This window comes from Pseudomonas extremorientalis (assembly GCF_001870465.1).
Classification (GTDB): domain Bacteria; phylum Pseudomonadota; class Gammaproteobacteria; order Pseudomonadales; family Pseudomonadaceae; genus Aquipseudomonas; species Aquipseudomonas extremorientalis.
Window position 1 is genome coordinate 1 of record NZ_MDGK01000033.1, and the last position, 14,335, is coordinate 14,335.

Consider the following 14,335-nt stretch of genomic DNA (forward strand, 5'->3'; position numbering starts at 1 on the left):
TGTGGGAGGGGGCTTGAACTGGTCAAGTAATCTTGGACACCGATTAAGGTTCATGCCGCCAACCTTTCCTTCGCGACCGGCGACCGGTAGTCGTTGTAGCTGTGAGGCCTGCTGATGTTGTAGCGCGAGACATAGCGCTGCACATCTGCCCGGGCCTCATGCTCCAGTTTGTAGCCCGTTTCAGGAACCCACTCGGATTTCAAACTACCAAAGAAACGCTCCATCGGGGCGTTGTCCCAGCACTCGCCTTTACGGCTCATACTTTGCCTAAACCCATGCTTCACAAGCGCGTTTCGGAATTTATGGCTGGTGTACTGGCAACCTTGGTCAGAGTGAAACAACACATCCTCGGGATGGCCGCGTAGCTCAACTGCCATGCGTAGTGCCTCGCAGGTCAGGTTGGCATCCGAAATCATCGAGAACGACCAGCCTACGATCCTGCGAGCGTACAGATCCAGAACGGCGGCGAAGTACATCCAACGCTTGCCGACCTTGATGTACGTTACGTCGCCACACCACACCTGATTAACCGCCGTCACATCAAATTTCCGCTTGAGCACATGCGGCGCCACCAAGGCCTCCACGCCCGGCGACTTGTACTTATGGCGCCTGCGCTGACGACTAGCGATGCCAGCCTCGCGCATCAAATTGCGAGCCATGTAACGTCCGACACGATGTCCTTTGGCTTGCAGCTCCTTGGACAAGGTACGTGCGCCCGCCGACTCTCTCGACGCCTTGTGGTGCCTGACCAGCGCGGCTTTGAGCTTTTCCCGCTCAGGATTTGCTCTGCCCTGGCGCTGGCGCCAGGCATAGAAGCTGCTGCGGTTAACCCCGAACGCCCGGCAACACCTTTTAACGCCGTACTGCTCGTCCAGCTCATCGATCAGCGTGAATGATCTTTGGCGTCCAAAAGCAGGAGAGCACTGGCCTTTTTTAAGATTTCAATGTCCAGGTCTTTCTCCCTGAGCAGGGCTTTGAGTCTCTGGATCTCTCGTTGATCAGCGGTAATTGCCTTGGCTCCCACCGGAGTCGAGCCCAAGCGTTCTTTTTGCACTTGATCGACCCAACGGCGCAGAGCAGTAGGACCAATATCCAGGCTGGCACAGACCTCGGTAACCGGCTGACCTTCATCCAGCACCATGCTGGCAGCCTTGAGCTTGAACTCACTCGAATAAGATTTACGCATATCCAAACACCTCAGATTTGGGCGCTATCATAGCGCCCGATTGAAGTGTCCAAAATCATTAGGCCAGTTCAGCTTGCCCCCGATGAGGCCCTCCAATCCAGCCCAAACCTCCCTGTAAACCCCGCATAAACCCACTCTTTACGCCGTCTTTACGCCCCGCCCACCCCCTCGCTCTCGTTCCTTTACGCCACTCCTGCCGACAATTGCCCCACACGCGGCACTCGCCGCTAAACGGAGAGACTTCCATGAGCGTTCTGGACGGGGTGTCACTGCTATTGGCCGTGGCGCTGTTCATTTATCTGCTGGTTGCGCTGTTACGCGCGGATCGGAACTAGGAGCTGGCCATGCACAGTTATGACTATTGGCTGATCATTGCCTTCTTTGCCGTGGTGCTGGTGCCGGCCCCGTTCCTGGGGCGGTTCTATTACAAAGTAATGGAAGGGCAGCGCACCTGGCTTACGCCGGTGTTCGGTCCCGTTGAGCGCGCCTGTTATCGCCTGTCGGGCGTGGACGAGCATCAGGAGCAAAGCTGGCAGAAGTACATGCTCGCCTTGCTTGCCTTCAACCTCGCGGGCTTTTTGCTGCTGTTCGCGATCCTGTTGTTCCAGGACTACCTCCCACTGAACCCGCAGAAATTGCCGGGGCAGGAATGGACCCTGGCCTTCAACACCGCGGTCAGTTTCATGACCAACACCAACTGGCAGTCCTACAGTGGCGAGGCATCCCTGAGCTACCTCAGCCAGATGGCCGGCCTGACCGTGCAGAACTTTGTCAGCGCGGCGACGGGTCTGGCAGTGCTGGTCGCGCTTTGCCGTGGGATCGGTCGCAAATCCACCAAGACCCTGGGCAACTTCTGGGTCGACATGACCCGCGCCACCCTCTACGGCCTGCTGCCGTTGTGCCTGGTGCTGGCGTTGTTCCTGGTGTGGCAGGGCGTACCGCAGACCTTCGCCCATTACGTGGATGCCGTGACCCTGCAGGGTGTGGATCAAGTGATCCCCCTGGGCCCGGCCGCCAGTCAGATTGCGATCAAGCAGTTGGGCACCAACGGCGGTGGCTTCTTCGGTGTCAACTCGGCGCATCCGTTTGAAGACCCTACCGCTTGGGCAAACTTGTTCGAAGTGGCGTCAATCATCCTGATCCCCGTGGCGCTGGTGTTCACCTTCGGCCATTACGTGAAAGACCTGCGTCAGAGCCGCGCGATCCTCGGCTGCATGCTGGCGTTGTTCCTGATCGGCGGCGCGACCTCGCTGTGGGCCGAATACCAGCCCAACCCGACCCTGAACAATCCGGCCGTGGAGCAGACTGCGCCACTGGAAGGCAAGGAGGCACGCTTCGGCACCGCCGGTACGGTGCTGTGGTCGGTGACGACGACAGCGGCATCCAATGGCTCGGTCAACGGCATGCAGGACAGCCTCAATCCACTCAGCGGCATGGTCGCGCTGGTCAACATGATGGTCGGCGAAGTGATCTTCGGCGGCGTCGGCGCCGGCATGTACGGCATGTTGCTCAACGTGTTGATCGCGGTGTTTCTCGCCGGCCTGATGATCGGCCGCACCCCGGAATACCTGGGCAAGAAACTGCAGGCCAAGGAAGTGCAATTGCTGGTGGTGACCCTGCTGGTGATGCCGGTGGGCGTGCTCGTGCTCGGCGCCATTGCCGCCAGCCTGCCTGGCCCGGCCAGTGCCATCAGCAACCCTGGCCCCCACGGCTTCAGCCAGTTGCTCTACGCCTACACCTCGGCGAGTGCCAACAACGGCTCGGCCTTCGGTGGCTTCAGCGCCAACACACCGTTCCATAACCTGATGCTGGGCCTGGGCATGTTGATCGGCCGCTTCGGCTACATCCTCCCGGTCCTGGCCCTGGCCGGCAGCCTGGCGATGAAGAAGACCGCACCGATCGGCCAGAACAGCTTCCCGACCCATGGCCCGCTGTTCGTGACCCTGTTGACCGTGACCATTCTGCTGGTGGGCGGCCTGACTTTCCTGCCAACGCTGGCGCTGGGTCCCATTGCTGAACACTTGAGCATGGGCTTCTAAGAGGCGATATGAACATGAATATGCCTGCAAAAAATGCGGCCCCGGTCAAAACCCAGGAGCCTGCCAAAACCGCCGTCTCGGCTCTGTGGCGCCCGGCGCTGGTCCAGGCGTTCGTCAAGCTGGACCCGCGCCAACTGCAACGCTCGCCGGTGATGCTGGTGGTCGAACTGACCGCGATCCTCACCACTGTGCTGTGCTTCGTGCCCGACACCACCGTGCCCACGTTTGTCGCCGTACAAATCGCCGTGTGGCTGTGGTTCACCGTGCTGTTCGCCAACTTCGCCGAAGCCCTGGCCGAAGGGCGTGGCAAGGCCCGCGCCGACAGCCTCAAGGCCGGCAGCGAAGGCCTCAGCGCACGCCGCAAGGAGGCCGATGGCAGCTTCAAGGTCGTGCCGGCCACCAGCCTGCGCAAAGGCGATGTGGTGCGCGTTGCCGCCGGGGAAATGATCCCCGGTGACGGCGAGGTCATCGAAGGCATTGCGGCAGTCAACGAAGCGGCCATTACCGGTGAATCGGCACCGGTGATCCGTGAGTCCGGTGGTGACCGTTCAGCCGTCACCGGCAACACCCGCCTGGTGTCTGACTGGCTGCTGATTCGTATCACCGCCAACCCCGGTGAGTCGACCCTGGACCGCATGATCGCCCTGGTGGAAGGCGCCAAGCGCCAGAAAACCCCCAACGAAGTCGCGTTGGATATCCTGCTGATCGGCCTGACCCTGATCTTCCTGTTGGTGGTGGTAACCCTGCAGCCGTTCGCCCATTTCGCCAGCGGCAGCTTGCCGTTGGTGTTCCTGGTCGCACTGCTGGTGACGCTGATTCCTACAACTATTGGCGGCTTGCTGTCGGCGATCGGCATCGCCGGCATGGACCGCCTGGTGCGCCTCAACGTGATCGCCAAGTCCGGGCGTGCCGTGGAAGCAGCGGGCGACGTGCATGTGTTGCTACTGGACAAGACCGGCACCATCACCTTCGGTAACCGTCGCTGTGCGGCGGTGGTCGCGGCGCCTGGCGTCAGTGGCAAGGAAGTGGCCGAAGGCGCATTGTTTGCCTCCCTGGCCGATGACACGGCGGAAGGTAAATCCATCGTTGAATACCTGCGCGCCTTGCACCCTCAAGCCGAGCCGACCGCAGACGAACTGACGGCCGTGCCCTTCAGTGCTGAAACCCGCTTGTCCGGTGTCGACTACCAGGGCCGTGTGTTCCGCAAAGGCGCGGTGGATTCGCTGCTGGCCTTCATCGGTCAACAACGTCGCGACTTGCAGCCTGCGCTGTCGCGGGAAATCGACAAGATCGCCCAGAGCGGCGGCACCCCGTTGCTGGTGTGTGCCGACGGCAAGTTGCTCGGCGCGATCCACCTGAAGGACGTGGTCAAGCCGGGCATCCGTGAGCGTTTCGCCGAGCTGCGCAAACTGGGAATCCGTACCGTGATGGTCACCGGCGACAACCCGTTGACCGCCGCCGCGATTGCCGCTGAAGCGGGCGTGGACGACGTACTGGCCGAAGCCACCCCGGAGAAAAAACTCGCCCGCATCCGTCATGAGCAAAATGATGGTCGCCTGGTGGCGATGTGCGGCGACGGCGCCAACGACGCCCCGGCGCTGGCCCAGGCGGACGTCGGCATGGCGATGAACGATGGCACCCAGGCTGCGCGCGAGGCCGCCAACATGGTCGACCTCGACAGCGACCCGACCAAGCTGTTGGACGTGGTGCAGATCGGCAAGGAATTGCTGGTGACCCGTGGCGCATTGACCACCTTTTCCATCGCCAACGACGTGGCCAAGTACTTCGCGATCCTGCCGGCGCTGTTCGCCTCGATCTATCCGCAACTGGGCGTGCTCAACGTGATGCACTTGCAGAGCCCGCAGAGCGCGATCCTTTCGGCCATCGTGTTCAACGCGCTGATCATCGTGGTGCTGATCCCCCTGGCGCTGCGCGGTGTGCGCGTACAGGCAGCGAGCGCGGCGGCATTGCTGCGGCGCAACCTGCTGATCTATGGGCTGGGCGGGATTCTGGTGCCGTTCGTGGGCATCAAGGCGATCGACATGCTGCTGACTGCGTTGCACCTGGTTTGACCCGATTCCTGTGGGCGCCCGACGGGTGCCCACAGGTTGCAATGACCGACTTGAGGAATCCGAAATGTCCAACATGATCCGCCCGGCCCTGAGCCTGCTGGTGCTCATGACCCTGATCACCGGCGTCGCTTACCCACTGGTGGTGACTGGTGTCGCCCAAGTGGCTTTCCCGAACCAGGCCAATGGCAGCCTGGTGCGCGACGACAGCGGCAAGGTGCGTGGCTCCAGCCTGATTGCCCAGGACTTTACCGGTGCCAGCTGGTTCCATCCGCGCCCATCGGCCGGCGCGTTTGCGACGGTCTCCAGCAGCGCCAGTAACCTCGGCCCCAGCAACCCGGCGCTGGCGACGCGTATCTTCGATGACGCGAGTAAACAGCTGGTGCCGAGCCAAGGGCCGGTGCCTCTGGCATCGCTGACTACCTCTGGCAGCGGTCTTGATCCACACTTGCCACCCCAGGCGATTGCCTATCAACTGGCAAGGGTGGCGGCGGCGCGGAATGTGCCGGTGTCGACTTTGCAGCGTTTGCTCGATGAACACATCGAAAGCCCGCTGGTAGGCCCGCCGGTGGTGAATGTGCTGGCGCTGAATATGGCCCTGGAAAAGTTGTAGGCAGTGGCGCCGCCATCGCAGGCAAGCCGGCTTCCACAGGGGAATGCATTCCAAATGTGGGAGTGGGCTTGCCTGCGATGACAGCCTGGGGCGCAACCCATAAACATCTGAAGGAACCCCGAGCATGAGCGACTCCGGCCGCGCCGATGCCCTGTTAGCCGATCTGCCCCGGGACGGCCGTGGCCGGCTCAAAGTCTTCCTTGGCGCCGCGCCGGGTGTGGGCAAGACCTACGCCATGCTCCAGGCCGCGCACACGCAACTGCGACAGGGCGTGAAGCTGATCGCCGGTGTGGTCGAAACCCACGGCCGTGCCGAGACCGAAGCCTTGCTCAGCGGCCTGCCGCAGCAACCGTTGCTGCGCAGCGAATACCGTGGCGTGATGCTCGAAGAAATGGACCTCGACGGCCTGCTCGCCGCCAAGCCCAAGCTGGTGCTGGTCGACGAATTGGCCCACAGCAACGCCCCCGGCAGCCGTCACGAAAAGCGCTGGCAAGACATCCAGGAACTGCTCGCTGCCGGCATCAACGTGTTTACCACGGTCAACGTCCAGCACCTGGAAAGCCTCAACGACCAGGTACGCGGCATCACCGGCGTGCAAGTGCGTGAAACCCTGCCGGACTGGGTGCTGCAAGAGGCCGACGAACTGCTGCTGATCGACCTGCCGTCCCGCGAGCTGCTGGAGCGCCTGCGCGACGGCAAGGTCTATGTGCCTGAGCAGGCGCGGGCGGCCATCGATGCGTTCTTCACCCAGACCAACCTGATGGCCTTGCGCGAGTTGGCCATGCAAACCGCCGCCGCCCACGTCGATGACGATTTGGCCCAAGGCTATCGCCAGCTCGGCCAAGCCGCGCCGGCGGTGCGTGGGCGCTTGCTGGTCGGCGTGGATGGCGATGCCCAGGCCGAGCGCCTGGTGCGCCATGCCAGTCGGGTTGCCCAGCGCCGCCATTTGCCGTGGAGCCTGGTGCATATCGATAACGGTCGTGCGCGGGACGAGCAGTCGCGGCTGCGCCTGCAAAATGCCCAGCAGTTGGCCGAGCGACTGGGCGGCGAGGTGGTGTTGCTGCGCGCAGGGGAGGTGGCCAAGACGCTGATCCAGCACGCCGCCGAACGCCGTGCCAGCCTGCTGCTGGTGGGGCAGTCGCGGATGCGTTGGCGCCGTCGCTTGTTCGGCGGCGGCCTGGCGGCGCGTTTGTTGCGTAATGCGCGAGGTTTGGAAATCAACGTCCTCGACAGCGACGATATCCCGGCGCCGCCGCGCTTGCCGGATGTACGCGGGCTAGTGTGGTTCGACTACGCACTGGCGGTTTTGGCCACGGTGGTCGCGGCGGCGGTGGCCTGGGCGGTGTCCAGCGCCTTGCCGCTGCCGAACATCTCTCTGGTGTTCCTGGCGGCGGTATTGCTGGTGGCAGTGCGTAGCAGCCTGGGGCCGTCGCTGGTGTGTGCGGCGTTGTCGTTCCTGACCTATGATTTCCTGTTTATCCCGCCGAATTTTTCCTTCGCCATCCAGCGTGAAGAAGACGTACTGACCCTGTTGTTCTTTCTGTTGATGGCGGCGCTGACCGGCAACCTGGCTGCGCGCCAGCGCCGCCAGTTGCAGGCGTTGCGCGACACCCAGGAAGAAACCAGCGAGCTGCTCGACCTGTCGCGCAAACTCACGGCCGCCACCGATCGCCAGGCGGTGATCAGTGCTGCCGCACATCACCTGGAAGGCTGGAGCGACCTGGACCTGTGCCTGGTCAATCGTGATGGCCAAGGCGGTTGGACAATCGAGACCGGCGGCCCGCTGACGCTTACCGAAGCCGAGCGTGCTGCTGCCGATTGGGCTTGGCAACATGACCAACCAGCGGGCATGGGCACCGGGACCCTGCCGTTCGGACGTTGGTGGTGGTGGCCGTTGTCGGGCGAAGAAGGTCCGCTGGGTTTGCTGGGGGTCAGTCCCAAACCGGGCCTGGAATTGAGCGGCCAACGCCGTCGCCTGCTCACCGCCTTGAGCCAGCCATTGGCCCAGGCGCTGGCGCGGGCGCAACTGGCCCAGGAGTTGGAGTCTGCAAGGTTGCACGGCGAAACCGAGCAACTGCGCAGCGCCTTGCTGGCGTCGGTCTCCCATGATTTGCGCACACCGCTGACCTCCATGCGTGGCAGCATCGACAGCTTGCTGGCACTCGGTGAAGCGATCCCGCTGGAGGATCGTCGCGAATTGCTTGAAGGCACTCGCGATGAGGCTGAGCGTCTTGACCGTTACATTCAGAACCTGCTGGACATGACCCGCCTCGGCCACGGTGCGTTGAAGCTGGCGCGGGATTGGGTGTCGCCGGGTGATATCGTCGGCAGCGCCCTCGGCCGTCTGCGTGCAGTGCTGGCGCCGTTGCAGGTGAGTACCGACGTACCGCCCGAGTTGCCATTGTTGTATGTGCATGCCGCGTTGATCGAGCAGGCGTTGGTGAATGTGCTGGAAAACGCCGCGCGTTTTTCGCCGTCGCAAGGGCGTTTGCAACTGAGCGCCGGCGTTGCCGATAACCAGCTGTTCTTCGCCGTGGCCGACGAAGGCCCCGGCATTCCCGAGGATGAGCGCGCAAAGATCTTCGATATGTTCTACACCGCAGCACGCGGTGATCGAGGCGGGCAGGGCACGGGCCTGGGCCTCGCAATCTGCCAGGGCATGGTCGGCGCCCACGGTGGGCATATCAGCGTGGCCGACGGCATTGACGGGCGTGGCACCTGCATCACCTTGTTCCTGCCTTTACCGACACAGCCTGGCCTGGAGCGCGAGGCATGAGCTACCCTGTTTTCTTCACGGATTTTGATTGGAAGCCATGAGCCAGACCGCGACGATTTTGGTCATTGATGACGAACCGCAGATCCGCAAATTCCTGCGCATCAGCCTGGCCTCCCAGGGCTACAAAGTGATCGAAGCCGGTACCGGCAACGAAGGCCTGGCCCAGGCAGCGTTGAACAAGCCGGACCTCCTGGTCCTCGATCTTGGCCTGCCCGACATGGACGGCCAGCAGGTGCTGCGTGAATTTCGCGAGTGGTCGACGGTGCCGGTGCTGGTGCTGTCGGTGCGGGCCAGCGAGGGGCAAAAGGTCGAGGCCCTGGATGGCGGTGCGAATGACTATGTGACCAAACCCTTTGGCATCCAGGAGTTTCTCGCCCGGGTGCGTGCATTGCTACGCCAGGCGCCAGCGGGGGAAGCCCAGGAAGCAGCCTTGCGTTTTGGCCCGCTGACGGTGGACCTGGCCTATCGCCGGGTGCTGCTGGACGGCGCTGAAGTAGCGCTGACGCGCAAGGAGTACGCGGTGCTGGCGCAACTGGCACGGCACCCTGGGCGGGTGATTACCCAGCAGCAATTGCTCAAGGATATCTGGGGGCCGACCCATACCGAGGACAGCCACTACCTGCGCATCGTCGTGGGACACCTGCGCCAGAAGCTGGCGGATGACCCGACCCAGCCACGGTTTATCGTGACCGAGGCAGGGGTGGGGTATCGGTTGTTGGGCGGATAGATCTCAGGTGCTTCTCTGTGGCAAGCGGGCTTGTTGTGGCGAGCGGGCTTGTCCCGCGTTGGGCTGCGAAGCAGCCCCAAAGCCAGCCCCTCAGGAGTGCCTGACGCTCCGGCTGCTTATTGATGAGGGCCGCTGCGCAGCCCAACGCCGGACAAGCCCGCTCGCCACAACGGCGTTAGTGACGCGCCTGTTTCAGCGCTGCTCACTCTCATAGCGGTCCAGCGTATCACTGGCAATTTCCCGCCCCAGGGCGATTAATTCCGGCGCTTTGTAGAACTCGAAAAACCGGCACACCCGCTTCGGCACGTTGATCAGCACGTCGGGCGGGTAGCCGGCGATCTTGTACTGCGCCAGCGACGTCTGCATCACCTCGAAGCTCTGGTTGATCAGGTCCAGCAGCGAAGCCGGGCCGACGTTATCAATGATGAACGACCCGGTTGCCGACTTCGGTGCGCCGGGCTTTTCCGGTGCCGCGGCGGGTTGTTGGGATTCCGGCTCGGCAGATTCCAGCCACGGGTTGATCTCCGCCGCCTGCGCTTCCAACGCCTCCTGCTCGAGTTTCATCAGTTGTTCGGCCTGCTTACGACGAAAGGGCAGGTGCGAACCGAGTGATCTCGCCAGGTTGTTGAAGCGGCTCTTGAACGCGGGCGGGCGTTGGATCACCGGCAACTGGTAGTGCTTCTGATTGGTGGCGTTGAGGTTGACCGCGATGATCAAGTCACAGTGGCTCGACACCACCGGCACGATGGGCAGCGGGTTGAGCAGGCCGCCGTCCACGAGCATGCGTTTGCCTTGCATCACCGGGGTGAACAGGCTGGGAATCGCCGCCGAGGCGCGCATGGCCTGGTGCAGGCAGCCTTCCTGAAACCAGATTTCCTGCTGGTTGGTAAGGTCGGTGGCGACTGCGGTGTAGGGGATGCGCAGTTCTTCGATATTGATCTCGCCGACGATCTTGCGGATCTGCCCGAAGACTTTCTCGCCACGAATGGCGCCCAGGCGGAAGCTCACGTCGACCAGGCGCAACACGTCGAGGTAGTCGAGGCTTTCAATCCAGTTTCGATACTCATCCAGCTTGCCAGCGGCGTAAATGCCGCCCACTACCGCTCCCATTGAACAGCCGGCGATACAGGCGATGTCGTAGCCGCGCCGCTCGATTTCCTCGATCACCCCGATATGGGCGTAGCCCCGGGCTCCACCGGAACCCAGCACCAAGGCAACACGTTTCTTCATGGTCCATGTCCTCCCCAAGGCAGGTGCCCACAATGCACCCATGAGAGGCCGGCTTCAATATTCGTGGGAGCCTGCAATATTTTTCCAGGATAGCGCTGCTGCTCGGGTATGCTCTGGTCAATAGGTACTATCGATTTCAGGCTAAGGACAGGCACTTTTCCCTGTAGGCAACGTCTACAACGTACGACTGTTTTTTCTTTTTGAGGTGTCATTGATGAAAGCCTGGATGTGTGTGCCTGTGATCGTGTTGGCCCTGGCTGGTTGCGCCGGGAAAACCGCCTACCGCGACAGTTGCGGCAGCCAGTTGGACGCCGCCTGGAAAGAACTTGACCTGGCCAAGGCTGAAGGCTTTGCCGGCACCGTGAGCTACTCTAAGGCACTGTCTTTGTTGACAGGCGCCAAGACCCAGCAGCAATTTGAAGCGTTTGAAGGCTGCTCCAACAAGGCCGAGAAAGCGCGGTTCTATATTCGTGAGTCTCGCGCCGGGCGTTGACCTGTAGCAGCGAGTAGGATTTCTCATCAGGTAGTGGGGGCAGGATGTCAGCTTTGGTCGATCAGTTAGTCGCTCAGGTCATTGGCCTGGAAGTAGGGTTACTGAGCTGCCAGGCTCGCCTTGCCGCCGTCACCGACGATGAAGCCCTGCATGACCTGCGCACCACTGTGCGTCGTCTGCGCAGCCTATTGCGCCCCTTGCGCGGCTTGCCAGGGGTGGAGCAGCTTGAATTGGCGGCCAGCACGGTCGGCCAATTGACTACGCCGCTACGCGACCGCGAGGTGTTGGCGGCGTATTTGCACCTGCATGGCCATCATGAGGCCGCAAACCGACGACTGCGCCTGCAACCCGATGCCTATCGTCAGGTGGCGCAAAGCCCGGAACTTGCGCACTTGCTGCTGATCCTCGACGCCTTCCCGCGTTTCATCCGTGCTTCTGAGCACCAGAAGTTGCTCAAAGGCCTGCGCCCACGCATCGAAAAGCGTCTGGCCAAGCAATGGCAGGCACTCGATAAGGCCTTGAAGGATCCGGGCCATGATCGCCATCGCCTCCGCTTGCTGATCAAGCGCGTGCGCTACGCCGCCGAGGCCTATCCCGAGTTGGATAAATTGCCCGCCAACGCCATGTCGCACCTGAAAAAAGCCCAGGGCGCCCTGGGGGATTGGCATGACTGCTGGCAGTGGTTGGCCCAGGCTGAACACCAGGCTGATCTGCAACCTTGTGTTGCCGTATGGCATCGCACCATGGCCAAGGCGGAAGGGCAGGCGGATCGAGTGCTGGATAAACTCAGCGCTGATTGTTTCTAAGCCGGTCCGGCTTTTGGCCGGAATAGGCGCTGTACCTGACTGGCCTGATGGTTAAGATCCCTCATCTGTTCCCTTTGATGTGAGACCGCCATGCGCTTTAGTGATTTGCTCGACGCCGCCCGCAGCAACCCGCTGGATGTCACCATCCCCGCCGAATGGGCCCAGGGCCGTGCGACCTTTGGTGGCCTGGTCGCCGCATTGCAATACGAAGCCCTGCGTGCCCAAGTGCCCGCGGATCGTCCTTTAAGGTCGCTGGCAATCACCTTTGTTGGCCCGGTAGCGCCGGACGTCCCCGCCAGTTATCAAGTCGAAGTGCTGCGCGAAGGCAAAGCCGTCAGCCAATTGCTTGGCCGTGTGGTGCAGAACGGTGAAGTGGCGACACTGGTACAGGCCAGTTTCGGTGGGGCCCGTGAGTCGGAAATCGCGGTCGAAAGCGAAGCGCCGCCGGTGTTCAAGCACTGGGATGAGTGCCAGGAACTGCCTTATATCAAGGGCGTCACCCCGGAATTCATGCGCCATCTGGCGATGCGCTGGAGCGTCGGCGGCTTACCCTTTACCGGTAATAAATCCCGCGACATGGGCGGTTGGGTTCGGTTGCGCGGCGATGTGAAGGAAGAGCCGCTGACGGAGGCGCATATCCTTGCCCTGGTCGACGCCTGGCCCCCTGCGTTGCTGCCGCACCTGAAAAAGCCGGCACCGGGCAGCACCCTGACCTGGACCATCGAATTCATCCAGCCGCTACAAAACCTCACGACCCTCGACTGGTGCCAGTATTACGTCAATATCGAGCACGCCCGCGACGGCTACGGCCATGCCGCCGCCGCCCTGTGGAGCCCGACCGGCGAACTCATCGCCATCAGCCGCCAGACCGTGGTGGTCTTCGCTTGATCTCAATGCCTGTGGCGCTGCCGCCAGGCGCGCCACCAGCCACCGCTCAACACAAAGCGCGGAAAGGTCACGAACTGCTCGACCACCAGGCGTTGGACCGCATCTTTACGATCACTGAACGGTTCACTGGCCTCGGCCTCCAGGCTATGACCATGACGCTGCAACGCCAGGCCAGCCAGGATACCGACCACACCGACGGCAAAACTGGCCAGGCTCAGGCTGAACACCCCGGATACAATCAACAGAAACCCGATGATGAACAGCGGCACGGCAATCAGGTGCAACGCCAGGTTGGTCGGGTGCTGATGGTTCTGCGGGTAGTGACGCCATTGCCAGGCGGGGAGATTGGGGTGACGTTTGCCCATGATGATGAATCCTCTGTCCGTTGAAATAACTTGAACAGAGTTTAGGTGGGGGCGGGCGGGGCGGCGAATTGGCGTTTGCTATAGCATTCATAGAGATCGATTGTGTAAATCACGCTTTTGATTTTTATAGAGTATCGTCTGACCAATTACAGTCTCCTGGTTCTGGATGATTTATATAAACTGTCGGACCTTCCATGGAAAGCCACTTAGCTTTGAATTCAATAGAGGCGTTTTTTGATTTTGCGGTGAATAAAAAGTACCCGGTTTCTCGCTTTATATTTATGCTAAAAATCTCTTTTCGTGGAAGATTTACTATTTTTAAGTTGCTGATTTCATAACAGGTCAGGCCAATTCTGCACGTGTTATATCCTTTGTTTTTCCATTTTTCAGGCAAGACATCAGGAAAGTCAGGTATGTCAAAACCAACCCCGAAAGAGGGTTGATCATTCTCTATACCCAGTGAATGAATGTAAACGTTGCCGATTTCAATTGGTTGACTGAACACTTTGTTGAAAAATATAGTTCCATCAAGATTGTTCCAGTATTTCATTTTTTATCCTTGAATATGTAATGGTCTTTTGTTCCTGGGACGCTACCGGTTCGAGGTGTATCAAATGGACGCAAATTGAAGTGAGCGCCTTGATCTCCAACTCCGTTTGGAGTACCGAATTTATGCCCAGCCGAATGATCTTGTATTAACACTTTGGACCCATCGGCCCTCGTATATTGGTAGACCCTCGTGTGAACCGGTTTTCCTGAGCTATCTAAAATGGCTTTTCCATTTATGTCTGACATTTTCACAATGCTGTATTGTCTTTTTGCACCAGATCTTGGGGCGGTAATTACATCAGGTTGTTGTGCCATCGGTATATTGGCGTCTCTTTTTGCTTCGCGGAACGCTCCTTTACGAGATACGTCAGGTACGTCAGGTTCAACATGTATAGCGCAGGTTGGATTTTTCTTTACTGAACCAGTGCAATTAGCATTTAGCCCAAGGGGGTCCACCCAACCCATAGGGTTTGGCACGTACTGGTATGTGTTAATCCCACCCGCCAGCTTCACTGGATCAGGCGTCAGGTAACGACCAACATCCGGATTGTAGTAGCGATGGCGGTTGTAGTGCAGCCCGCTTTCCTGATCGAA

At 60.7% G+C, this 14,335-nt stretch carries 14 protein-coding genes; 9 read left to right on the top strand and 5 right to left on the bottom strand.

The genetic code is table 11. The features are described 5' to 3' along the window. Positions 1–50: 50 nt before the first annotated feature. Positions 51–1,186, bottom strand: a protein-coding gene (locus tag BFN10_RS13255; protein WP_428842196.1) for an IS3 family transposase whose coding sequence is annotated in 2 segments (ribosomal slippage) — positions 51–940 and positions 940–1,186 — 1,137 coding nt in all. Because the reading frame shifts where the segments join, the coding sequence is not laid out codon by codon here. Positions 1,187–1,431: 245 nt separating this feature from the next. Here BFN10_RS13255 and kdpF point away from each other — a divergent pair. From kdpF to BFN10_RS13290, 6 genes are all read left to right on the top strand, one after another. Then, positions 1,432–1,521 carry a K(+)-transporting ATPase subunit F gene (gene kdpF, locus BFN10_RS13265; RefSeq protein WP_003218754.1) on the top strand — a complete coding sequence of 30 codons (90 nt, stop codon included), beginning with the start codon at positions 1,432–1,434 and terminating at the stop codon, positions 1,519–1,521. A 9-nt stretch (positions 1,522–1,530) separates the two neighbouring features. Beyond that, a complete protein-coding gene (gene kdpA, locus BFN10_RS13270; protein WP_071490037.1) occupies positions 1,531–3,225 on the top strand; it encodes a potassium-transporting ATPase subunit KdpA in 1,695 nt (564 codons plus the stop codon). Between the two features lie 8 nt (positions 3,226–3,233). Beyond that, on the top strand, positions 3,234–5,297 hold the full coding sequence (gene kdpB, locus BFN10_RS13275) for a potassium-transporting ATPase subunit KdpB (RefSeq protein ID WP_071490038.1): 2,064 nt from the start codon (positions 3,234–3,236) through the stop codon (positions 5,295–5,297). A 64-nt stretch (positions 5,298–5,361) separates the two neighbouring features. Continuing rightward, positions 5,362–5,907, top strand: coding sequence for a potassium-transporting ATPase subunit KdpC (gene kdpC / locus BFN10_RS13280; protein ID WP_071490039.1), 546 nt, complete (start codon positions 5,362–5,364; stop codon positions 5,905–5,907). Between the two features lie 124 nt (positions 5,908–6,031). Then, positions 6,032–8,683: a sensor histidine kinase gene (locus BFN10_RS13285; protein ID WP_071490040.1), complete on the top strand. Its 2,652-nt coding sequence runs from the start codon at positions 6,032–6,034 to the stop codon at positions 8,681–8,683. Between the two features lie 37 nt (positions 8,684–8,720). Beyond that, the gene (locus tag BFN10_RS13290; protein ID WP_071490041.1) at positions 8,721–9,410 is read left to right on the top strand and encodes a response regulator; all 690 of its coding nucleotides are present in this window, start codon (positions 8,721–8,723) and stop codon (positions 9,408–9,410) included. A 192-nt stretch (positions 9,411–9,602) separates the two neighbouring features. Here BFN10_RS13290 and BFN10_RS13295 read toward each other — a convergent pair whose 3' ends face one another. Beyond that, the gene (locus BFN10_RS13295; RefSeq protein WP_071490042.1) at positions 9,603–10,640 is read right to left on the bottom strand and encodes a patatin-like phospholipase family protein; all 1,038 of its coding nucleotides are present in this window, start codon (positions 10,638–10,640) and stop codon (positions 9,603–9,605) included. Between the two features lie 214 nt (positions 10,641–10,854). Here BFN10_RS13295 and BFN10_RS13300 point away from each other — a divergent pair, with 214 nt between their 5' ends. The 3 genes from BFN10_RS13300 (at position 10,855) to BFN10_RS13310 (ending at position 12,827) form a co-directional block, all read left to right on the top strand. Beyond that, the gene (locus BFN10_RS13300) at positions 10,855–11,133 is read left to right on the top strand and encodes a hypothetical protein (RefSeq protein ID WP_012722962.1); all 279 of its coding nucleotides are present in this window, start codon (positions 10,855–10,857) and stop codon (positions 11,131–11,133) included. Positions 11,134–11,177: 44 nt separating this feature from the next. Continuing rightward, positions 11,178–11,939: a CHAD domain-containing protein gene (locus tag BFN10_RS13305; protein WP_071490043.1), complete on the top strand. Its 762-nt coding sequence runs from the start codon at positions 11,178–11,180 to the stop codon at positions 11,937–11,939. A gap of 90 nt (positions 11,940–12,029) precedes the next feature. After that, a complete protein-coding gene (locus BFN10_RS13310) occupies positions 12,030–12,827 on the top strand; it encodes an acyl-CoA thioesterase (RefSeq protein ID WP_071490044.1) in 798 nt (265 codons plus the stop codon). Positions 12,828–12,829: 2 nt separating this feature from the next. Here BFN10_RS13310 and BFN10_RS13315 read toward each other — a convergent pair whose 3' ends face one another. The 3 genes from BFN10_RS13315 to BFN10_RS28785 all read right to left on the bottom strand — a co-directional run. Next, a complete protein-coding gene (locus tag BFN10_RS13315) occupies positions 12,830–13,192 on the bottom strand; it encodes an Mpo1-like protein (protein ID WP_071490045.1) in 363 nt (120 codons plus the stop codon). A gap of 124 nt (positions 13,193–13,316) precedes the next feature. Further along, positions 13,317–13,742, bottom strand: a complete 426-nt coding sequence (locus BFN10_RS28780; protein ID WP_083351557.1) for an Imm50 family immunity protein — start codon at positions 13,740–13,742, stop codon at positions 13,317–13,319. Next, the coding region (locus tag BFN10_RS28785) for an HNH/endonuclease VII fold putative polymorphic toxin (protein WP_083402342.1) at positions 13,739–14,335 on the bottom strand (597 nt) is incomplete at its 5' end. The genes BFN10_RS28785 and BFN10_RS28780, both read right to left, overlap by 4 nt.